Origin of the sequence: Aeromonas sp. QDB54 (assembly GCF_027707385.1) — a bacterium.
In the GTDB taxonomy this organism is placed as follows: domain Bacteria; phylum Pseudomonadota; class Gammaproteobacteria; order Enterobacterales; family Aeromonadaceae; genus Aeromonas; species Aeromonas hydrophila.
In genome coordinates, this window is sequence record NZ_JAPCIT010000005.1 from 116022 (window position 1) to 135164 (window position 19143).

Sequence of the window (19143 nt, forward strand, 5' to 3'; positions counted from 1 at the left end):
GAGACAGTATCTGACGGGATGACCTCCATCGCAGGGATATGCCCCGCGAGGGTCAGCCCGCCACCACTATTTGGCGGGCTTGAGCTTGCCCACCAGGGTCATGGCCAGCACCAGTACCAGCCCGGCCACCACGCCGGCCACGGCGTTGAGCAGGGTCGGCGTCACCAGCGCGAGGGCGGCGCCAATCGCAGGCAGGGTAGCCACGGCGGCGGCGGCCCCTTCAATCAGGTGGTGCACGAAAGGCCAGCCGTGCACCAGGATGCCGCCCCCCACCATGAACATGGCGATGGTGCCGACCAGTGCCAGCAGGTGCATCAGCCGCGGTGCCGTCACCAACAGCCCCTGCCCCACCGCCCGGCGCAAGGCACTGCCATCGGGTTTTTGCAGCAGGTGCAGGCCGATGTCGTCCAGCTTGACGATGAGCCCCACCAGGCCGTAGACCCCCACCGTCATCAGCAGGGCGATGCCCGCCACCACCGACAGCTGCAGCGCCAGGCTCGCCCCCTGTACCGTGCCAAGGGCGATGACGATGATCTCGGCCGACAGAATAAAGTCGGTACGAATTGCCCCCTTTATCTTCTGCTGTTCAAACGCCACCAGATCATCGGGAACGGGGGCCGTGTGCGCCTCCCCCTCGCTCGCCTCATGGGGCAGAAACTTGTGGGCCAGCTTCTCGGCCCCCTCGAAGCAGAGGTAGGCGCCCCCCAGCATCAGGAGCGGGGTGATGAGCCAGGGCACCAGCGCACTGATGGCGATGGCGGCAGGCACCAGAATAAGCTTGTTGCGAAACGACCCCTTGGCCACCGCCCACACCACCGGCAGCTCCCGCTCGGCGCGCACCCCGGAAACCTGCTCGGCATTGAGGGCCAGATCGTCTCCCAGCACCCCGGCGGTCTTCTTCGCCGCCATCTTGGTCATCAGCGCCACATCGTCGAGCACGCTGGCAATATCGTCGAGCAGGGCCAACAAACTGGTTCCGGCCATATCAGAGAATCCTTATGTCAGTAGAAGAGAGCTTCCCGCAGCACACCACGCGCTTGTTGGCCACGACCTTGGTCATCAGCGCCACGTCGCCCGGTACGCTGGCAATATCGCCCGGCAGGGCCAACAAACTGGTTCCGGCCATATCAGAAAATCCTCATTAGGGTGACAAGGGCCCCACTGTTAGCCGATTTGCATTGCAGGCTCCGAGAGCGATGCCGGCCGAAGGGGGATCCCTATTGCGGGAAAAGATGGCACAGTGTAACGAGAAGCCGCCCGTTCGGCAGCAACCACATCAGGGTCATTTGGCCTTGATTTATCCGGTGCCCGCAGGCCCAAGGAGTATTCCATGCAACCCTGGCAACCGCTGATCGCATTCTGGTTTGGCGAAGAGACCGACCACGTCACCCGCGCCAAACGCCAAGCGCCCCTGTGGTGGGGCAAAAACAGTGACACCGACGCCCTGCTCGCCAGCCGCTTCGGTGATCTGGCTGCGGCAGCCGCCGCCGGTGAGCTCGCCCACTGGGCCGACGCGGCCGAGGGCCGGCTGGCCCTTATCCTGCTGCTGGACCAGCTGCCGCGCAACATCCATCGTGGCACTCCCGCCGCCTTTGCCCAGGATGCCAAGGCGCGGGATCTCTGCCTCAAGGGGCTCTCTCTGGGGGCGGATCTGGCGCTGCCACCGCTGGGGCGGGTCTTTTTCTATCTGCCGCTGGAGCACGCCGAGTCCCGCGAACAGCAGGCCAGAAGCGTGGCCCTGTTCGAGGGACTGGCGGCCGAGCAGGCAGACGGCCCGGCGCGGGAGACCTTCGCCGGCTTTGCCGACTTTGCCCGCCGCCATCAGGTGATCGTCGAGCGTTTTGGCCGCTTCCCCCACCGCAACGCCATCCTGGGCCGCCAGGACACCGCCGAGGAGGCCGCCTTCTTGCTGCAACCGGGCTCGGGCTTTTGAGCCTCATTTCATATGCGCATAAAAAAACGGGCCCGAGGGCCCGTTTTGCATGGGAATGGCGGGGTCATGCCGCCTCCGCCAGCTCCTCTTCTTTTTTCTGATAAGCCTGCGGCGAGAGGCCCAGCAGCTCCTGCACGGTGGAAGCTACCGTGATGGAGGAGATGGTGCCCACCAGGATGCCGGCGAACAGGGTAAAGGAAAAGCCGTAAAGGGCGTCGCCACCGAACAGCAGCAGGGCCCCCACCGTGAACAAGGTGGTGCCCGAGGTGATCATGGTGCGGCTGAAGGTGGCCTTGATGGCCACGTCGGAGCAGTCGTGGATCCCCATCTGGGTGCGCGAGCTGAGCAAGTCCCGCAAGCGGTCGGAGATGACGATGCTGTCGTTGAGGGAGTAGCCGATCACCGCCATCAGACCGGCGATGACGTTGAGGTCGAACTCGATGTTGAACAGCGCCAGCAGCCCCAGCGCCACCAGGCCGTCGTGCAGCACCGACACCAGGATGCCGATGGCCTGGCGCCACTCGAAGCGCACCGCCAGGTAGGCGGAGATGGCGAGCGAGGCCACCAGCACCGCCAGCATCCCCTGCTGGAACAGTTCGGCGCCCACCTGGGGGCCGACGATGGTGGTGCGCAGCAGCTCCACCGGCAGGTTGAGCTGCTGACCCAGCATCACCGCCAGCTCCTCGGCCGCCCAGGGCAGCTCGTGGGGCGGCAGCTTGATCAGCCACTCGCCGGGCACGCCGGCACCGTGCAGCTCGACCACGCCCGCCAGGGGGGCCGTCAACAGGGCGTTGAGCTCATGGGCCTCCTTCAGGGTCTGGATGCGAAACTCCAGCAAGATGCCGCCGGTGAAGTCGAGACCGAGGGAGAGGCCGTTGATGGCGAGCACCGCGATGCTCGCCACGGTCAGCAGCACGGAGGCCCACAGGCCGATGTAACGCCAGCGGGTCAGCCCCATGGCAATGATCATTCTCAGCATTGTTGTTCCCTCGATAGCAGATGGCTCTGGCTTCCCGCAGGGAAGCGCATGACGCGGGCGCGGAGCAGGCTCGAACGCGCGGCGCGATGACACAGGTGGTGGTCAGTCATGGTCACACCCTCAGCAGCTTGGCGCTGCTCTTGCCCCACAGGGGGTTGATGATGGCGCGCGTGCCCCAGATGCCGGTCACCATGCTGGAGATGAGGCCCAGGATCAGGGTGATGGAGAAGCCCTGCAGCGGCCCGGAACCGATGGCATAGAGCACCACGGCGCAGATCAGGGTGGTGATGTTGGCATCGAAGATGGTGCGAAACGCCGAGCGGTAACCAAAGTCGATGGCGTTGGCCAACGAGCCCCCCTCCCGCAGCCGGTCCTTGATCCGCTCAAAAATCAGCACATGGGTATCCACCGCCATGCCGACGGTGAGCACCAGACCGGCGATCCCCGGCAAGGTCAGTACGGCGCCCGGCAGCACTGCCAGCATGCCCACCTGCATCAACAAGTTGGCGATGAGTGCGGTGATGGCGACCCAGCCGAACTTGCGATACCAGGCCATCATGAACAGCATCATGCCCGCCATGCCGAACGCCAGCGCGGTGAAGCCCGCCTCGATGTTCTGCAGACCCAGGGTCGGGCCTATGCTGCGCTCTTCCAGGATCTTGAGGGGCGCGGTGAGGGCGCCGGCGCGCAGCAGCATGGCCAGCTCCTGGGCTTCCGGCAGGCTGCCGATCCCGGTGATGCGGAACTGGTTGCCAAGGGCGGTCTGGATGGTGGCGACGTTGATCACCTCGCTCCTGGCCCGCAGCTTGCCTTCGGCATTGGTCTTGTACTCGGTAAAGACGGTGGCCATCGGCTTGCCCACGTTCTGACGGCTGAACTGGTTCATCTTGCTGCCGCCCAGGCTGTCGAGCACGATGTTGACCTGGGGTTGCCCCATCTCGCCCATGTTGGCGCGGGCATCGACGATGTGCTCGCCGGTCAGCACCGGCTTGCGAGCCAGCCCCACCGCCTGGCCGTTGCGATCCGCCATGAAGAAGCGGCTGTCGGCCTGGGCCTCGTAGAAGGCCAGCGAGGCGGTAGCCCCGATCACCTCTTTCGCCTGCTTGGGATTGTGCACCCCGGGCAGCTCGATGCGGATGCCGTCCTGGCCCTGGCGCTGTACCGAGGCCTCGACGATGCCGAGCTCGTTGATCCGCTTTTTCAGGATCGACAGGTTCTGGGTCACCGCGTTGTTGGCCAGCAGGGTACGCTCGGCCTCGCTCATCACCAGCCGCAGCTCGTTGCCGCTGCGCTTGAGGGTCCACTGATCCTGCCGGGTGCCGGCGGAATCCTTGATGATGGTGAGCCAGGGCGCCTGATCGGCCACCTCAGGCAGAATCACCCTCACCTCCCCTTCGCTCACCCGGGCCACGTTGGCGCCGCGCAGGCGCGCCTCGCGAAACTGGGTGCGCAGCATGTCCACCAGGTTCTTGGTCTGGTTGTCGACCACGAAGCTCAGATCGACCCCGATCAGCAGCTGGGAGCCGCCGCGCAGATCCAGCCCGAGCTTGATGGGGGCGGCGCCGAGCTGGCTGATCCAGCCAGGGGCGTTGGAGTAGAACTCCAGGGTCAGCGCCGAGCTGTCATAGCCCTGTTGCTCCAGCAGCTGCTTGGCGCGCTGCTGTTCGGCCTGGCTGGCAAACACCAGCTCGACCCGCTCGCCCTGTTGCACCTGCTTGAGTGGCTCGATGCGGTTGTCGGCCAGCAGGGTACGCTGCGCCTCGGTCAGGCTGGTCTGGCCGTGCAGACCGAGAGAGGGCTGCTCACCGAAGAAGGTGGGCAGGGAGTAAAACGCAAAGGTGAACAGCATGAGCAGCAGCAGGGCGTACTGCCACATGTTCATGCGGTTCAAGGTGATACGACTCTTTTTTCTCATGAAATCAGCCTCTGTCAGGAGAAGGCTGCGCACTCGCCACGCTGGCGGCACGCAAGAAAATACGAATGAGACAGTGGCCCGTTCACGCGCGGTGAGCAGGCAGCAGGAGGCGATGAGGTGGTGCGAAAAGACCGGACCCCATCGGGATCAGGCGAGGTAACTCTGACAGAAACGGTATTGCAGGTGCTGGCGTTGCAACCGGTGCCGATGGATGGAGGCAAACCGATCGCGGAAACTGTGTTTGCGATAGAAGAGGGCGGCATAGAACAGCAGGCCGCACAGCAGCAGCAGGATCGCCTGCTGGGACCAGCTCATGATCAGCTGGTACACCACGTTGCCGGGCTGATGATCGCTGCGCAGGGAGTGTTCGAGCCGCAGCAGGTGATTCTGGTGGGAGCTGACGAACTTGACGACCCCGTCGTCGCTGTCGCTGGCACTGTGGATCACCTGACCGCCATCGGTCGGCGCCGCACTCTCCCCCATCAGCTGTACCTGCTGGGTCGACTGCTGGGCTGCGGGCAGCTTGAACCCCTCCACCGAGAGGGTAGAGAACAACAGAGCGAGGGTGATGAGCAGGGTCATCAGCGCCAGTTTCACTTTGTCGGTCAGGCTCAAAAAGTTAATTCCCGCATAATAGAAAGGGCAAACTACCACAGGGGCCCCGCCAGAACAAGGGCATGGGGGCCGGCCGGCCCCTGCCCTGCGGCCCCCTTGGCGCCATTATCCCTCCGACATCTGCCTGAAATCGCGGGCATAGCCCTTGAGCAGGCTGTAGAGGTGGGCCCGCTGGGAGATGTCCAGCGACTGGCTGAGATCACTCAGCCAGTTGACGGTACGCTGGCGCGACTGATCGGTGTAGCCGGTGAACCGGCCATCCATCAGGCCGTCCCCCTGTTGCAGCAGGGCGGTGAGCTGGGCGCCGAAGTCCTGGCTCTGGCGCTGCTTCATCAGCCGGTCCAGCTCCTTGGTCCAGGCGGTCTGAAACTCAAGCCAGGGAGCCTGCAGTTCGTACTGCCATTGGGCCCACTGGGCCACCAGCGGGGCCTGGGCCGGTTTTACCTCGCCAATCCAGAACACCAGCCGCTCGTTCATCTTGTCGCGAAACTCCTTGAGCATCTCCTCCCTGGGCTTGTCGGCAAACTCCTTTTCCCGTTCCGCCTGACGGGTGAGCCGGTCCTTCATGAACATGGCCACCTGCGCCTCGGTCAGGGTACGCGCCAGCCGCACCGCCCGCGGCACCGTGTTCTCCAGGGTGCGGGTCAGGCTCTGCTGGGCCGCATCCAGATGGCGGGAGACCTGGGCCGGGGTCATGGGGCTCGCCACCGCCTTGGCCAGCGCATCGAGATCGTCGGCATAACGGGGCACCTCTCGCTGGCGGTGCCAGGCCATCAGCCCCTTCACTTCGTTGTCCAGCAGCCGCTTCTGACTGCGATCCAGCGAGAAGTAGTCGTCCAGCTGCCAGACGATGGCCACGTCGAGCCAGTAATAGACGACCCGGGTGGAGCAGCCGGCCAGCAGCAGACAGAGCAGCAGCAGACTCCAGCTACTGGGCTTGCGCCAGGAAAAGGTGGTCACCATGCAAGGCTCCAATGTTGATGAAACAGGATTGACGCAACGGATGATTCATACTGCCTGATGCCTACTCCAGCCGCTGCCGATTGAGATCGATCAGCGCCTGGTAGTCGGGCCCCGGCTGCTGCTCGGCCATCAGCAGCGCCCACAGCAGCCCGATGTAATCGACCCAGGGCAAAAAGGCCCGGCTCTGAAAACCGCGCGGGCCGACCGGCCCCCCTGCCCGCTCGCAATAGCTCTGCTCCAGCGCCTCGCGCTGGGCATCCTGCCAGTTGTGGGTGCGCTGGATGCTGGCCACCTCGAAACCGGGATGCCCGGCGGCGCCATACTCCCAGTCGATGACCCAGGGCCGACTCCCCAACAAATTAGCCGGATTGAGATCATGATGGCAAGGGAGCCAGCAATCGGCGGGTTCGCGGCTGGCCAGCAGCCCCCGCTCCAGCGCCGGCAGCCAGGCCGGCACTCGGGCCAGCCGGGCACGATAGCCGGCGCTGTGGGCCCGCACCGCCATCACCACGGTCGGCACCGGCAACCGGTGCAGGCGCGTCAGCACCCCGGCCAGCAGCACTGGCTGCAACGCAGCCGGGGGCGGCGCCGCCAGCCAGTTCGGCTCGTCGCACCAGTCCAGCAGCATCAGGCCAGTGGCAGGATCGCTGTGATGGCAAGGCAAGGCCAGCCTCTGCCCCACGGCCCCCTGATAGAGCTGCCATTCGGTGGCCCGATCGATGCCAAGGCGCACCGGATCGGGGTGGCCCTGGCGCAAAAAGTGACTGCGCCCCGAGGGGAGGCGCAGTCGATAGTTGCAGTTGGTCAGGCCGCTGGCCAATGGCTCCAGCCGGCCCGAGCGCCAGGGCGGCGGCAGGCGGGCCAGCAGGGCGCGCTCGGCCGCTTCCAGAGAGGCCTCGCTCGACTTACCAACCAAAGGTGGACTTCTTGGCCTGCTTGCGGATCTCTTTCTGATCGGCCCACAGCAGCTCGCCGTTTTGCAGATCCATCAGGTTCATGGTCATCTGGTAGTAGACATCCTTCACCTTGCCGTTGTCCTTGACGATGCTGGCGAGGTTGCCATAGACCATGTAGCGGGCGCCGGTCTGCTTGCCCAGGCGCACCATGGAGGCAGGATCCACCATGCCGCTGCTCTGCTGGTATTCGAGCTGCTGCTTGACCGCCGCCACCTTGCTCATGTCGACGAAGCGGAACTTGCCGGCGCGCAGCAGCTTGGTACGGATGGTGTCGGTGATGGCTTCGGTGTCGATGTGTTCGGAGGTCTTGTTGCGGATGGAGTCCATGAACATCACCGGACGGCCGCCGGCGGTGATCTCGCTGGTGGCCGGCGACGCCAGCATGGAATCCGCCATCTTGTCGGCGATGGCCTGCAGATCGCTGGAACCGTAATCGACGGTCACCGTCTCGGTTTCGGTCGGATCGCCATAGCTGACGGTGGTGCTGGAGCAGCCGCCCAGCAGCAGGGCGCCAGTCAGGATCAGCAGGGCATGATTCATTTTCATCAGTAGGATTCCTCAATCACTTCGCGTACGTAAATCCGGTAGCCCCGGGCGGCCGGGCTCGGCGCCAGGGCAGACAGGGTGCGGGTCTGATAGCCGTGCAGCTTGAGCGGCGTCCAGCCGCGGCCATCGCTGGCCACCTCCTGCCCCGCCTCATCATACCAATAGAACAGGTATTGCAGCTTGTTGTCACCGCGCTGGGTGCTGGCCGCCGCCACATTGACCTGCAACAGGCCGTTTTGTTCGCGCCGGCTGAGCTCGGTCAGGGTGACATTGACGTTTTGATGCTGCTCCGCCACTGGCGCGGCGCCCGCCGCCCCATAGAGCGCCACGCCGGAGGTATTGGTGGCGCAGCCTGCCAGCAGCAGAACCAGGCCCAGAGCCAACCCGTGTGCTTTCATCTTGCTCTCCTTGCCGGCGACCCCGAGGGGCCCGACCGGTCACTCATGTGTATTGCCATCGTTCGCCGTCACAGCGGCATCACCCGCGTCGTCAACCCAGCGCCGAGCCGCTGCACCCACACCAGGGTGGTGCGTCCCTGGTGGATGGTGAGCGGCAATTGCCGCTGGGCAGCACCAGCCCCCAGGGTAAGGTTCACCTCGCCCGCAGGCAGCATCCCCTGCCAGCTCGCAGCCTGCGCCGGCAACGTCAGCCAGCTGCGGGTGTCAGCCCGCTCCGAGAGGGTATTGAAGATGCCGACCAGAATGTTGCCCACATCGCCCCCCTCCTTGGCCGCGGTGCGCCGCACCTGCTCCTTGGCCACCAGCCGCAGCGCCTGGCGGGTCAGCATGCCGGGCAGCCGTTCCTGCAGATCTTTGGCCGCCAGCGCCTCCAGCCTGACCAGCTCGCTGGTCTGCTCGACCCGCTTGCCCACCGATACCGTGAGCGGTCCGGTGTCGCTGGCCCGATTATCGTAATAGGGGATGGCCACGGTAAAGGTGCGAAAATCGCCGCCGGAGGTGGCAATGGGCAGCGGCAGGAACAGCTCGCGCCGTGCCGGGATCAGCCCATCTTCAAACAGCACCACCAGCTGGCCCTGATCCTTGGCCAAGGGCGGCGCCTTGCGGCCCACCTTTTTCTCGGTCTCGCGGATCTCGTCCGCGGCGCCACGCAGTACAGCCAGGCGCAGCAAGGCATCCTGCAGACTGCGGTTGTCTGGCGCTATCTGGTAACCACGCTGATAGTCGACCCAGGCATCGTTGAGATCGCCGGCCGCCTCATAGAGCACGCCGGAGAAATAGAAGGTGTAGGCGTTCTGAAAACCGTTCTTGACCCGCCCGATCAGCCGGTCGAGCTCGGGGGCGCCGCGCGACATCAGCTGGCGCATCTCCCCTTCGGCCTCGGCCTCTTCGCTCTTTTGCTTTGCCTTGCGCACCTCGTCGGCCCGCCGTTTGAGGGCCTGCTCCTGCACCTGGTTGGCGCGGCGCACCTCCACCAGGGCCCCCTCGGCATCCCCGCGCTGCAGGTAGTTGAGAGCCAGATAGTGGTGCAGCATGGTGCGCTCGTAATCGGGCGCCCGGTAGGCCATGGTCTGATCGTTGGTAAGCAGGCTGCCCGCCTGGGCCAGCCCCTGGCTGACCCGGTACTCCGCCTGATTGTCTTCCCACGCCAGCCGGCTGTCGGCGGCGGCAAAAGCCTGCTTGCTGGCGGCATCCTGACTCGCCAGCCAGGCGATGCGCCCCTGCTCGAGCCGGTCCAGCACATAGGTATCGTCCCCCGGCGTGGAGTCGCGCACCTCGGGCAGCGCCTCGGCGGCATGACCCAGCAACAGCTGGTTGCGCAGCGGCACCATCTGATCGGAATAGGAGACGAACATGTCTTGCCAGTGGGAGGCACAGCCCCCCAGCAGGGAACCGGCCAGCAGCAGACCGGCCAGAGGAAGGCGCGGCATCACAGGCTGAGCAGGGGTCCCAGCGGCTGGCCGCCGACCAGATGCAGGTGGATGTGGTAGACCTCCTGCCCGCCGTGGCGGTTGCAGTTCATGATGAGTCGGTAGCCATCCTCGGCAATGCCCGCCTCGCTGGCCAGCTTGCGGGCCACGGTGAACATCCGGCCCAGCGCCAGCTCGTGATCCGGCTCCACGTCGTTGACGGTGGGGATCAGCACGTTGGGAATGATCAGGATATGGGTCTTGGCCTTGGGCTGGATGTCGCGAAAGGCGGTCACCAGGTCGTCTTGATAAAGGATGTCGGCGGGGATCTCTTTGCGGATGATTTTGCTGAAAATGGTTTCTTGCGCCATGGATAACTCCTTTATATGAAAAAGAAAATTCAATGCCTGTCTCAAGCGGTTCCAACGCCCGTCATCGAGGCCCGGCAAGTGTGACACAAGCCGACATTTGACACAGCCGTTGTCCCATTCTCTTCAGTTATTGTTAAAAATACCGATAGCCGGAAGACGTCTGCCGACGTTGCTCGCCCACAGTGGTAGCAGGGTATCAAATGGACGGGGTATTCAGGCAAGGGACTTTTGCATATACAGCGGGACAATAATGAAACAAACAATGTCAGACCTCTCCATCTTGCAGAGGGTCTATCTTGGCTTTACCATCCTGGTGGCCGTGATGGCGGCCACCTCGGTACTCACCTTCCGCAGCCAGAGCGAGCTCAATCAGGCGCTGGATCAGGTCACCCGGCAGACCATGCCGCTGGTGATCGCCAGCAGCCAGACCCAGATCAGCCTGCTCAGCGCCAACAAGTGGCTCACCGACGTGCTGACCGAGCAGGATCTCAAGCAGATCCCGGCCGAAGTGGCCGAGCTGCAGCAGGCCAAGGCGCTGGTCGACCAGACCCTCGCCACCCTCGCCCGGCAGGCGGCGGAACACCCGGAGCTGCAGGGGGAGCTCGGCGCGCTCAACCAGCTGGTCAAGGACTACCTGCAGCTGACCGACACCCTGCCCACCGAACACCAGGCCCTGCTCACCCGGCTCTACAAGGTGAACCAGGCCAAGGGCCAGTTCCAGGTCAGCCTGCCCCAGTTCAAGAAAAACCTGGGGGACATGATGATCACCATCGACGACAGCTTCATCAAGATGCTCTCCGAGACCCTGACCACCAAGCTCTCCGCCATTGAACTCTCCACCATGGATGCCCTCAACCAGAGCATCCCCGCCCCCATCGAGGCGGCGCTCAAGCGCAACAAGATGCAGATCGAGGGTTTCAACAGCACCATCAAGGATCTGCAGGGGGAGCTCAAGGATTTTGACAACAACATGGGCCACTACGTGCACGGCTTCGTACGCGACACCACCGCCAGCGACGGCGTGCTGGCCCAGTACCTGGCGCTGATGCAGCAGCAGGAGCGGATGCGCGAGCAGAGCAAGCAGGCCAGCAAGCTCATCGTCAACATCCAGAGCAAGCTCGAGCAGATCACCGCCCAGAGCCAGCAGCTGATGAACAACAGCATCCGCGCCTCCGGCAAGGTGCAGACCCAGAGCACCCTCACCCAGGGGGTGGCGCTGGTCATCGCCATCACCATCGCCATCCTGGTGGCCTACACCCTCGGCAAGGCCATTCGCCGTCCGCTCAAGGAGCTGCTGCGGGTGCTGACCGAGGTGACCCAGGGCGACATGACCCAGCGCATCGGTTTTCGCAGCAACAATGAGTTCGGCCGGCTCGGCAGCCAGGTCAACCTGCTGATCGAGCAGATGGGCGAAGTGCTGAGCCAGCTCTCCCAGGCGTCGGCCCAGCTCAACAACGCCGCCCATGACAACCGCCACACCACCGAATCGGTGCGGGCGGATCTGGAGAAACAGCGCCAGGAGACCGCCTCGGTCGCCGCCGCCATGACCCAGATGGAGGCCTCGGTGCGCGAGGTGGCCCAGGCCGCCAACCAGACTCTGGAGCGGGTGATGGACGTGGAGAAAGCCTCCGAGACCGGCCGCAAGGTGATGGCTGGCAACATCACCACCACCCACCAGCTGGCGGGCAAGCTGCAGCAGACCGGCAAGGTGATTGGCGACGTGAGTGCCATGAGCGGCCAGATCGGCAACATCCTCGACGTCATTCGCGGCATCGCCGAGCAGACCAACCTGCTGGCCCTCAATGCCGCCATCGAAGCGGCGCGGGCCGGCGAGCAGGGACGCGGCTTTGCGGTGGTGGCCGACGAGGTGCGCAGCCTGGCCGGACGCACCGCCCAGTCCACCAGCGAAATCCAGACCATGATCGAGAACCTGCAGCAGGGGGTCGCCAAGGCGGTCACCGTGATGCAGGAGTGCTCGCGCGAGATGGACAGCTGCATGGATCAGAGCTCCCACGCCAACAACGCCATGGAGGAGGTGCAGGGCATAGTGGTGCTCATCAGCGACATGTCGAGCCAGATTGCCTCCGCCGCCGAGCAGCAGCAGGCCACCAGCGCCGACATCGCCACCAACCTCAACCGCATCTCCGACATCTCGGATCTCAACTATCAGGGCATAGAGCGGGTGGCCGAGACCAGCCAGCAGCTCGACTCGCTGGCCGAGCAGCAGGAGAGCCTGGTCAAGCGCTTCCGGCTCAGCGCCTGACTCCCACGCCAGCCCCGGCAACGACAAGGCCCCGCAGATGCGGGGCCTTATTTTTTTACTGGCAAGCGGCGCGGGATCAGGCGTAGGCGATGGCGCCCTTGCCCACCCCTTCATAGGCGACAATCTTGATGAACTTGTCGCCCACGCTCTTCTTCACCTCGCGGGCAATGTAGTGGGCCAGCAGCTCGATGGTGGTGTCGGTGTCGATCATCTCCACCTCCGCCGCCGGCATGGCCAGTTGGAACAGCCCTTGCGGTGCCACATACTTGAAGCCGACGTAGTGCTCGCCAGCCTGTTGCAGGATGGCCTTGGCCTGCTCGCTCAACGCGAGCTCGTCGAGGGCCACCCGATCCTCGTCGGTCCCCAGATAGATGTCGGCCCAGCGCTCGGCCCAGTTGAGCTCAAGCTCCTGGTCGCGCTCGCCGTCCACGTGGATCTCGATGGGAGAGCGGTGGCCGTGGGCGATGCGCTGGCAGTTGCCGTCGTGCTTCTTGAGGCCGTGGCTGTAGTGGTAGAAGGCGCCGTCGATGGCCTCCTGGCGCAGGGTCAGCGACAAGTCCTTGATGTTGCCCGGCAGCCGCTTGGCCAGCACCGCCAGCAGATAGCGGGTGACGGACTCCTTGTCCACCTGAGGGGCCGGAATGAAGGCGAAGCCCTGGCTCGGGCAGCGCAGGTGAATGGAGCGACCCGGCCGCAGCAGATCGACGGTGCTCTCGTCACCGTCCAGCTGGGCCACCTGCACCAGGGGGCACTCGGTCGGCACCAGCAGCTTGTGATCCACCTCATCGTCGATGATCGACTTGATCAGTTTCTTGACCCGGCCGAAGTCCAGCAACATGCTCATCTCGTTGAGCTCGCCGCTCATTTCGATGTCCACCAGCCAGCTCTCCCCCACCATACCGCGGCGTTCGCACAGGTAGCTGGAGTCGATCACGGTCAAATCTTTTACAAATAACTTCATCAGTCAGGCCTTGCTACAGAGAAAGGGCGGTTTGCGCTATTATGACCCGCGATCACTGACAAAGGAACCGGACTCCCCCATGAACAAATTGCTTATCAAGAATGCCACCCTGGTCAATGAAGGCCGCATCTATGCCTCCGACGTGCTGATCGAGGGGGAACGGATCGCCCGCATCGCCCCGGATATCCAAGCCCCCGATGCAGTGGTGATCGATGCTGCGGGCCGTCACCTCATCCCCGGAATGATCGATGATCAGGTCCACTTCCGGGAGCCAGGGCTGACCCACAAGGGGACCATCGCCAGTGAATCCCGGGCCGCCGTGGCCGGTGGCACCACAAGCTTCATGGAAATGCCCAACGTCAATCCTCAGACCACCACCCTCGATGCCCTCGAAGCCAAATACCAGATAGCCGCCAACTCCTCCGCCGCCAACTACAGCTTCTACCTCGGCGCCACCAACGACAACCTGGAAGAGATCAAGAAGCTCGATCCCAAACAGTCCTGCGGCATCAAGATCTTCATGGGCGCCTCTACCGGCAACATGCTGGTGGACAATCAGGAGACCCTGGCCGCCATCTTCCGCGAGAGCCCGGTGATGATCGTCACCCACTGCGAGGACACCCCCACCATCAAGGTGCTGGAAGACGAAGCCCGCGCCAAGTGGGGCGAAGATGTGCCGATGCGCGAGCACGGCCGCATCCGCAGCGCCGACGCCTGCTACAAATCTTCCAGCCTGGCGGTCTCCCTGGCCAAGCAGTACGGCGCCAAGCTGCACGTGCTGCACCTGACCACCGCCAAGGAGCTGTCGCTCTTCACCGCCACCCCGGATCTGAAGGATCTCAAGGACAAGAACATCACCGCCGAGGTGTGCGTTCACCATCTGTTCTTCAATGAGGCGGACTACGACACCCTGGGCAGCCAGATCAAGTGCAACCCGGCGGTGAAGAGTGCCGCCGACCAGCACGCCCTGCTGGATGCGGTGCGCAATGACGTGCTCGACATTATCGCCACCGACCACGCTCCCCACACCTGGGAAGAGAAGCAGAACAGCTACTTCAAGGCACCGTCCGGCGTGCCGCTGGTGCAGCACTCCCTGCTGGCCCTGCTGGAGCTCTACCACAACGGGGTATTCTCGCTGGAAACCATCGTCAAGAAGACCTCCCACGCGGTGGCCGAGCGCTTCCAGGTGCAGGATCGCGGCTACATCCGCGAGGGTTACTTCGCCGACCTGGTGCTGCTGGATCTGGGCAAGCCCTACGTGGTCAACGACAGCAACCTGCTCTATCTGTGCGGCTGGTCGCCCTTCAACGGCTACCGTTTCCACAGCACGGTGGAGATGACCCTGGTCAACGGCCAGATCGCCTGGCAAAACGGCCAGGTCACCAACGAGGTGCTGGGCAAGCGGCTCACCTTCACCCGCTGATCCCTCTTGTATGTGCGCCGTCACCACAGCGCCACCACAGGCCGCCCACCCGGGCGGCCTGTTTTTTTGCAGCCGCTCACGGCCCTGTCATGCGCGGTTTTTCGGCGATTGGCGGCACTTTAAGCGCAGATTGCTCGCAAAGCAGGCGAACGATCCCGGAGTGGAATTTCCACTGTTGACAGGCAGGGTCCATCTCCATAAACTCAGCCCCCGTCAGCCGAGCTGACTCCGTCGGTGTGTAGCGCAGCCAGGTAGCGCATCTGCATGGGGTGTAGAGGGTCGGAGGTTCGAATCCTCTCACACCGACCAAATTCCCCGAGAAAGGCCTTGTCAGATGACAAGGCCTTTTCTTTTTGGTACGGCGCGCCACCACGCAGCCTGCATTGTGCCGCCGATCGGTTTGTGCTGTAGTGATGCCCTGTGTTGCCAACCGGTGTTCGAGATGTCCTCTCCCCGCCCCTTTTGCCAGCGTCTGCTGTGGCTCGGCCTCTGCGCTCTCCTGCTGCTCGGCTGCGCCACCCCTTATCAGAGCCAGCCATCGTTCTGGAACGGCCAGACCGGTTTCTCCCAGACCCGGCTCGGGCCTGACAAGTGGCAGCTGGAATTTGTCGGCAACGATCTGGTGAGCCGGGAAACCGCCCGCAAGTATGTGCTGAAACGGGCGGGCGAAGTGGCACAAGCCGAAGGTTATCAGTGGCTTGAGGTCAATGAATTGACCCTGCAACGGGACGCGGTCAGGGTGACGCCGAGTCGCCCCCTGTTCGGGTTCGATGACGACGAGCCAGATCCCTTTCTGGATCAGCGCACCGTGGAGCACCGCATCTCGGCGTTGCTCATCTTCACCCTCACTCGCAGCGCGAAAAACGACCAAACCATGAAAGCCGATTATCTTGCAAACATTAAAATAAACAGCGATTAATATAGCTAAATTGCAAGATCTATATCACATACAACTAATGACAAGATAAAATTCTGCCACAAGGCGCTGGATTTACCCCCCCGGATTAGGCATGCTGCCAGCACACCGGCTGTCAGGAATCTACGGCTCGGATCACAAAAACGGACTGAAGTGGCACCCTTGCCGCTTGAAACGCTCTGCACTTATCAAAACTGGGACCCACCCCATGAAAATGAACAAATTGACGGTTGCCATCCTCATCGCGATGCTGGTTGGTATCCTGACTGGCCAGGGCTATCGCATGTTTGCCCCTGACCAGGCCGCCGGCTTTGCCAGCGACATCACCCTGTTGACCGATATCTTCCTGCGTCTGATCAAGATGATCATCGCCCCCCTGGTGTTCACCACCCTGGTGGTCGGCATCGCCAAGATGGGCGATACCCGCACCGTGGGCCGTATCGGCGCCAAAACCCTGGGCTGGTTCATGCTGGCCTCCCTACTGTCACTGACCCTGGGTCTGGTGATGGTCACCCTGATGCAACCGGGCGTGGGGCTCTCCCTCTCCCTGCCTGACGACACCGCCAGCTCCGGCGTGGTTGCCAGCGCCATCTCCCTCAAGGATTTCGTCACCCACGCCATCCCCAAAAGCGTGATCGAGGCGATGGCCACCAACGAGATCCTGCAGATCGTGGTGTTCTCCCTGTTCTTCGGGCTGGCTGCCGCCGCACTGGGTGATGCCGCCAAACCGGTGGTGATGCTGATGGCCAGCGCCGCCGAGATCATGCTCAAAGTGACCGGCTACGTGATGAACTTCGCCCCGTTCGCGGTGTTTGGCGCCATTGCCGCCATGGTCGCCAAGGAAGGGCTCGGCATCCTTGCCACCTATGGCACCTTCATGGCGCAGTTCTACCTGGCGCTGGGTTGCCTCTGGCTGCTGCTGATCGCCATGGGCAGCCTGTTTATCCGCCGCCGCATCGTGACCCTGCTGGCGATGATCCGCGAGCCGATCTTGCTGGCCTTCTCCACCGCCAGCTCCGAAGCTGCCTACCCCAAGACCCTGGATCGTCTGGAGAAGTTCGGTTGTGACAAACGCATCGCCAGCTTCGTGCTGCCGATGGGCTACTCCTTCAACCTGGATGGCTCCATGATGTACTGCACCTTCGCGGTGATGTTCATCGCCCAGGCCTACGGCATCGAGCTCTCCATGGCCCAGCAGATCACCATGCTGCTGCTGTTGATGGTCACCTCCAAGGGGATGGCCGGCGTACCGCGCGCTTCCCTCGTGGTGATTGCCGCCACCCTCAACCAGTTCCACATCCCGGAAGCGGGCATCCTGCTGCTGCTCGGCATCGACCACTTCCTCGACATGGGTCGCTCCGCCACCAACGTGCTGGGCAACGCCATCGCCGCCAGCGTGGTCGCCAAGAGCGAAGACAGCCTGGGTGAAACCGAACCTCTGGGTGAGGTGGACACCGCCAAGGCGTGATCCCAGCATCACCTCCATCAAAACGGCCCGCAGACGCGGGCCGTTTTTTTATGTCTCATGGCGACACGGCAAGGCTCAGCACCAACGCCTCACCCGCCGGCAATAATCAGCATAGCCATCGCCAAAGCGGGCCTGCAGCGCCCGCTCCTCCGGCACTATCTGCCAGCGACTGAGCCAGCCCCACAGCAGCAGCGGACCGAGCCACACCCACAGCCCACCCAGATAACAGGCCAGCGCCATCGTCCAGCAGAGCAGCCCCAGGTACATGGGATTGCGGCTGAGGCGATAGAGCCCGCCCGTTACCAGCGCACTGGCCTGCTCGGGGTGCAACGGCGTCACCGTGGTGCCCTGGCGGCGAAAGCGCAGCACGCCCCCCAAGCCAAACACAGTGCCCAGCACCGCCAGCAACAGAGCGGCCAGCCGCCAACCGGCGCCACTCCCGCTCTCGGCGGCGCCCCCCCACCCCAGCATGGCCGCCACGATCAGGCCAAACAGCAGCAGCGGTGGCACCCGACACTCAAGACTCATCATCTATTGACTCCTGGAGGGTGCCACGATCGGCACCTTGCGTTACACTTCCCAACGGGAATAGCGCCCTGGAAAATTGTCAAAGTTCATAACAATAACAATGCCTTGGCTACACTTTATCCCATCTGCGTGAAAACGGCCTCCTAGCGGCCGTCATGCACCTCAACCCAAACAATAAAAAAGGAACCACCCCATGCACAAGAAGACACTGCTGGCCACACTGATCCTGGGCCTGCTGGCCGGTCAGGCCGTCGCGGCCCCTTACCTGCCGCTGGCCAGCGATCATCGCAACGGCGAAGTGCAGACCGCCAGCAATGCCTGGCTGGAAGTCGATCTCGGCGCCTTCGAGCACAACATCCAGACCCTCAAGGATCGCCTCGGTGACAAAGGGCCGAAGATCTGCGCCATCATGAAGGCCGACGCCTACGGCCACGGCATCGACCTGCTGGTCCCCTCGGTGGTCAAGGCCGGCATCCCCTGCATCGGCATCGCCAGCAATGAAGAGGCCCGCGTGGCCCGTGAGAAAGGCTTCACCGGCCGCCTGATGCGGGTACGTGCCGCCACCCCGGCCGAAGTGGAACAGGCCCTGCCCTACAAGATGGAAGAGCTCATCGGCAGCCTGGTGAGTGCCCAGGGCATCGCCGACATCGCCCAGCGCCACCACACCAATATCCCGGTGCACATCGCGCTCAACTCCGCCGGCATGAGCCGCAACGGCATCGATCTGCGGCTGGCTGATTCCAAGGAAGACGCGCTGGCCATGCTCAAGCTCAAGGGGATCACCCCGGTCGGCATCATGACCCACTTCCCGGTGGAGGAGAAAGAGGACGTCAAGATGGGGCTGGCCCAGTTCAAGCTGGACTCCCAGTGGCTGCTGGAAGCGGGCAAGCTGGATCGCAGCAAGATCACCATCCACGCCGCCAACTCCTTCGCCACCCTGGAAGTGCCGGACGCCTACTTCGACATGGTGCGCCCGGGCGGCCTGCTGTACGGTGACTCCATCCCCTCCTACACCGAGTACAAGCGGGTAATGGCGTTCAAGACCCAGGTTGCCTCCGTCAACCACTACCCGGCCGGCAACACCGTCGGTTATGACCGCACCTTCACCCTCAAGCGCGACTCCTGGCTCGCCAACCTGCCGCTGGGCTACTCCGACGGCTATCGCCGGGCGCTGAGCAACAAGGCCTATGTGCTGATCCAGGGCCAGAAAGTACCGGTGGTGGGCAAGACCTCCATGAACACCATCATGGTGGACGTCACTGACCTCAAGGGGGTCAAACCCGGTGACGAGGTGGTGCTGTTCGGCCGCCAGGGTGAAGCCGAGGTGAAACAGGCGGATCTCGAGGAGTACAACGGCGCCCTGCTGGCGGACATGTATACCATCTGGGGCTACACCAACCCCAAGAAGATCAAGCGCTAAGCCAGTCTTTGCCATAAAA

At 63.5% G+C, this 19143-nt stretch carries 19 protein-coding genes and 1 tRNA gene; 7 read left to right on the forward strand and 13 right to left on the reverse strand.

Annotated elements, in window-relative coordinates:
* Positions 1-66 precede the first annotated feature (66 nt).
* Both PG881_RS06670 and PG881_RS06675 read right to left on the reverse strand, forming a co-directional pair.
* Positions 67-984, reverse strand: a complete 918-nt coding sequence (locus tag PG881_RS06670) for a DUF808 domain-containing protein (protein WP_118881019.1) — start codon at positions 982-984, stop codon at positions 67-69.
* A 1-nt stretch (position 985) separates the two neighbouring features.
* Entirely contained in the window at positions 986-1126 is a 141-nt protein-coding gene (locus PG881_RS06675; RefSeq protein ID WP_162901903.1) for a hypothetical protein, read from the reverse strand.
* Positions 1127-1330: 204 nt separating this feature from the next.
* On the opposite strand from PG881_RS06675, the gene PG881_RS06680 reads away from it, so the two are divergent.
* Positions 1331-1933 carry a DUF924 family protein gene (locus PG881_RS06680; RefSeq protein ID WP_118881018.1) on the forward strand — a complete coding sequence of 201 codons (603 nt, stop codon included), beginning with the start codon at positions 1331-1333 and terminating at the stop codon, positions 1931-1933.
* Positions 1934-1997: 64 nt separating this feature from the next.
* Here the strand turns inward: PG881_RS06680 and secF are convergent, their stop codons facing one another.
* The 9 genes from secF to hinT all read right to left on the reverse strand — a co-directional run bounded on the left by secF (position 1998) and on the right by hinT (position 10145).
* Positions 1998-2912, reverse strand: coding sequence for a protein translocase subunit SecF (gene secF / locus PG881_RS06685; protein ID WP_024944906.1), 915 nt, complete (start codon positions 2910-2912; stop codon positions 1998-2000).
* 112 nt (positions 2913-3024) lie between these two features.
* Positions 3025-4827 carry a protein translocase subunit SecD gene (secD, locus tag PG881_RS06690; protein ID WP_024944905.1) on the reverse strand — a complete coding sequence of 601 codons (1803 nt, stop codon included), beginning with the start codon at positions 4825-4827 and terminating at the stop codon, positions 3025-3027.
* Positions 4828-4974: 147 nt separating this feature from the next.
* On the reverse strand, positions 4975-5481 hold the full coding sequence (locus PG881_RS06695; RefSeq protein WP_080768875.1) for a hypothetical protein: 507 nt from the start codon (positions 5479-5481) through the stop codon (positions 4975-4977).
* Positions 5482-5547: 66 nt separating this feature from the next.
* Entirely contained in the window at positions 5548-6405 is an 858-nt protein-coding gene (locus tag PG881_RS06700; protein ID WP_043123699.1) for a DUF6279 family lipoprotein, read from the reverse strand.
* Between the two features lie 61 nt (positions 6406-6466).
* The gene (locus PG881_RS06705; RefSeq protein ID WP_264098517.1) at positions 6467-7321 is read right to left on the reverse strand and encodes a choline kinase family protein; all 855 of its coding nucleotides are present in this window, start codon (positions 7319-7321) and stop codon (positions 6467-6469) included.
* The gene (gene lpoB, locus PG881_RS06710; protein WP_005302153.1) at positions 7311-7907 is read right to left on the reverse strand and encodes a penicillin-binding protein activator LpoB; all 597 of its coding nucleotides are present in this window, start codon (positions 7905-7907) and stop codon (positions 7311-7313) included. Before lpoB ends, PG881_RS06705 begins: the two co-directional genes overlap by 11 nt.
* A complete protein-coding gene (locus tag PG881_RS06715; RefSeq protein ID WP_010633660.1) occupies positions 7907-8305 on the reverse strand; it encodes a YcfL family protein in 399 nt (132 codons plus the stop codon). Before PG881_RS06715 ends, lpoB begins: the two co-directional genes overlap by 1 nt.
* A gap of 68 nt (positions 8306-8373) precedes the next feature.
* Positions 8374-9795: a COG3014 family protein gene (locus tag PG881_RS06720; RefSeq protein ID WP_264098518.1), complete on the reverse strand. Its 1422-nt coding sequence runs from the start codon at positions 9793-9795 to the stop codon at positions 8374-8376.
* On the reverse strand, positions 9795-10145 hold the full coding sequence (gene hinT / locus PG881_RS06725; RefSeq protein ID WP_010633658.1) for a purine nucleoside phosphoramidase: 351 nt from the start codon (positions 10143-10145) through the stop codon (positions 9795-9797). Before hinT ends, PG881_RS06720 begins: the two co-directional genes overlap by 1 nt.
* 262 nt (positions 10146-10407) lie before the next feature.
* Between hinT and PG881_RS06730 the strand changes: the two genes are divergently transcribed.
* A complete protein-coding gene (locus tag PG881_RS06730) occupies positions 10408-12408 on the forward strand; it encodes a methyl-accepting chemotaxis protein (RefSeq protein WP_264098519.1) in 2001 nt (666 codons plus the stop codon).
* Positions 12409-12484: 76 nt separating this feature from the next.
* On the opposite strand, the gene PG881_RS06735 is transcribed toward PG881_RS06730, so the two are convergent.
* Positions 12485-13369 (reverse strand): 6-carboxytetrahydropterin synthase, encoded by an 885-nt coding sequence (locus PG881_RS06735; RefSeq protein ID WP_264098520.1) that lies wholly within the window; start codon positions 13367-13369, stop codon positions 12485-12487.
* A 79-nt stretch (positions 13370-13448) separates the two neighbouring features.
* On the opposite strand from PG881_RS06735, the gene PG881_RS06740 reads away from it, so the two are divergent.
* From PG881_RS06740 to PG881_RS06755, 4 genes are all read left to right on the forward strand, one after another.
* A complete protein-coding gene (locus PG881_RS06740) occupies positions 13449-14792 on the forward strand; it encodes a dihydroorotase (RefSeq protein ID WP_011706420.1) in 1344 nt (447 codons plus the stop codon).
* Between the two features lie 232 nt (positions 14793-15024).
* Positions 15025-15101, forward strand: a tRNA-Pro gene (locus PG881_RS06745).
* 133 nt (positions 15102-15234) lie between these two features.
* Positions 15235-15711, forward strand: coding sequence for a CC0125/CC1285 family lipoprotein (locus PG881_RS06750; protein WP_201999974.1), 477 nt, complete (start codon positions 15235-15237; stop codon positions 15709-15711).
* A 205-nt stretch (positions 15712-15916) separates the two neighbouring features.
* Positions 15917-17176, forward strand: a complete 1260-nt coding sequence (locus tag PG881_RS06755) for a dicarboxylate/amino acid:cation symporter (RefSeq protein WP_024944897.1) — start codon at positions 15917-15919, stop codon at positions 17174-17176.
* Between the two features lie 75 nt (positions 17177-17251).
* Here the strand turns inward: PG881_RS06755 and PG881_RS06760 are convergent, their stop codons facing one another.
* A complete protein-coding gene (locus PG881_RS06760; protein WP_118880966.1) occupies positions 17252-17707 on the reverse strand; it encodes a methyltransferase family protein in 456 nt (151 codons plus the stop codon).
* Positions 17708-17897: 190 nt separating this feature from the next.
* On the opposite strand from PG881_RS06760, the gene alr reads away from it, so the two are divergent.
* Positions 17898-19124, forward strand: coding sequence for an alanine racemase (gene alr / locus PG881_RS06765; protein WP_011706424.1), 1227 nt, complete (start codon positions 17898-17900; stop codon positions 19122-19124).
* The last annotated feature ends 19 nt before the right edge of the window (positions 19125-19143 follow it).

Excerpts from the sequence above, each read along its gene's own strand:
- PG881_RS06730 (WP_264098519.1), top strand. The coding sequence starts at position 10,408 with ATGTCAGACCTCTCCATCTTGCAGAGGGTCTATCTTGGCTTTACCATC.
- PG881_RS06760 (WP_118880966.1), bottom strand. The coding sequence starts at position 17,707 with ATGATGAGTCTTGAGTGTCGGGTGCCACCGCTGCTGCTGTTTGGCCTG.
- PG881_RS06700 (WP_043123699.1), bottom strand. The coding sequence starts at position 6,405 with ATGGTGACCACCTTTTCCTGGCGCAAGCCCAGTAGCTGGAGTCTGCTG.
- secF (WP_024944906.1), bottom strand. The coding sequence starts at position 2,912 with ATGCTGAGAATGATCATTGCCATGGGGCTGACCCGCTGGCGTTACATC.
- PG881_RS06735 (WP_264098520.1), bottom strand. The coding sequence starts at position 13,369 with ATGAAGTTATTTGTAAAAGATTTGACCGTGATCGACTCCAGCTACCTG.
- PG881_RS06720 (WP_264098518.1), bottom strand. The coding sequence starts at position 9,795 with ATGCCGCGCCTTCCTCTGGCCGGTCTGCTGCTGGCCGGTTCCCTGCTG.
- hinT (WP_010633658.1), bottom strand. The coding sequence starts at position 10,145 with ATGGCGCAAGAAACCATTTTCAGCAAAATCATCCGCAAAGAGATCCCC.
- lpoB (WP_005302153.1), bottom strand. The coding sequence starts at position 7,907 with ATGAAAATGAATCATGCCCTGCTGATCCTGACTGGCGCCCTGCTGCTG.
- PG881_RS06670 (WP_118881019.1), bottom strand. The coding sequence starts at position 984 with ATGGCCGGAACCAGTTTGTTGGCCCTGCTCGACGATATTGCCAGCGTG.
- PG881_RS06755 (WP_024944897.1), top strand. The coding sequence starts at position 15,917 with ATGAAAATGAACAAATTGACGGTTGCCATCCTCATCGCGATGCTGGTT.
- PG881_RS06675 (WP_162901903.1), bottom strand. The coding sequence starts at position 1,126 with ATGGCCGGAACCAGTTTGTTGGCCCTGCCGGGCGATATTGCCAGCGTA.
- PG881_RS06740 (WP_011706420.1), top strand. The coding sequence starts at position 13,449 with ATGAACAAATTGCTTATCAAGAATGCCACCCTGGTCAATGAAGGCCGC.
- PG881_RS06715 (WP_010633660.1), bottom strand. The coding sequence starts at position 8,305 with ATGAAAGCACACGGGTTGGCTCTGGGCCTGGTTCTGCTGCTGGCAGGC.
- secD (WP_024944905.1), bottom strand. The coding sequence starts at position 4,827 with ATGAGAAAAAAGAGTCGTATCACCTTGAACCGCATGAACATGTGGCAG.
- PG881_RS06750 (WP_201999974.1), top strand. The coding sequence starts at position 15,235 with ATGTCCTCTCCCCGCCCCTTTTGCCAGCGTCTGCTGTGGCTCGGCCTC.
- PG881_RS06680 (WP_118881018.1), top strand. The coding sequence starts at position 1,331 with ATGCAACCCTGGCAACCGCTGATCGCATTCTGGTTTGGCGAAGAGACC.
- alr (WP_011706424.1), top strand. The coding sequence starts at position 17,898 with ATGCACAAGAAGACACTGCTGGCCACACTGATCCTGGGCCTGCTGGCC.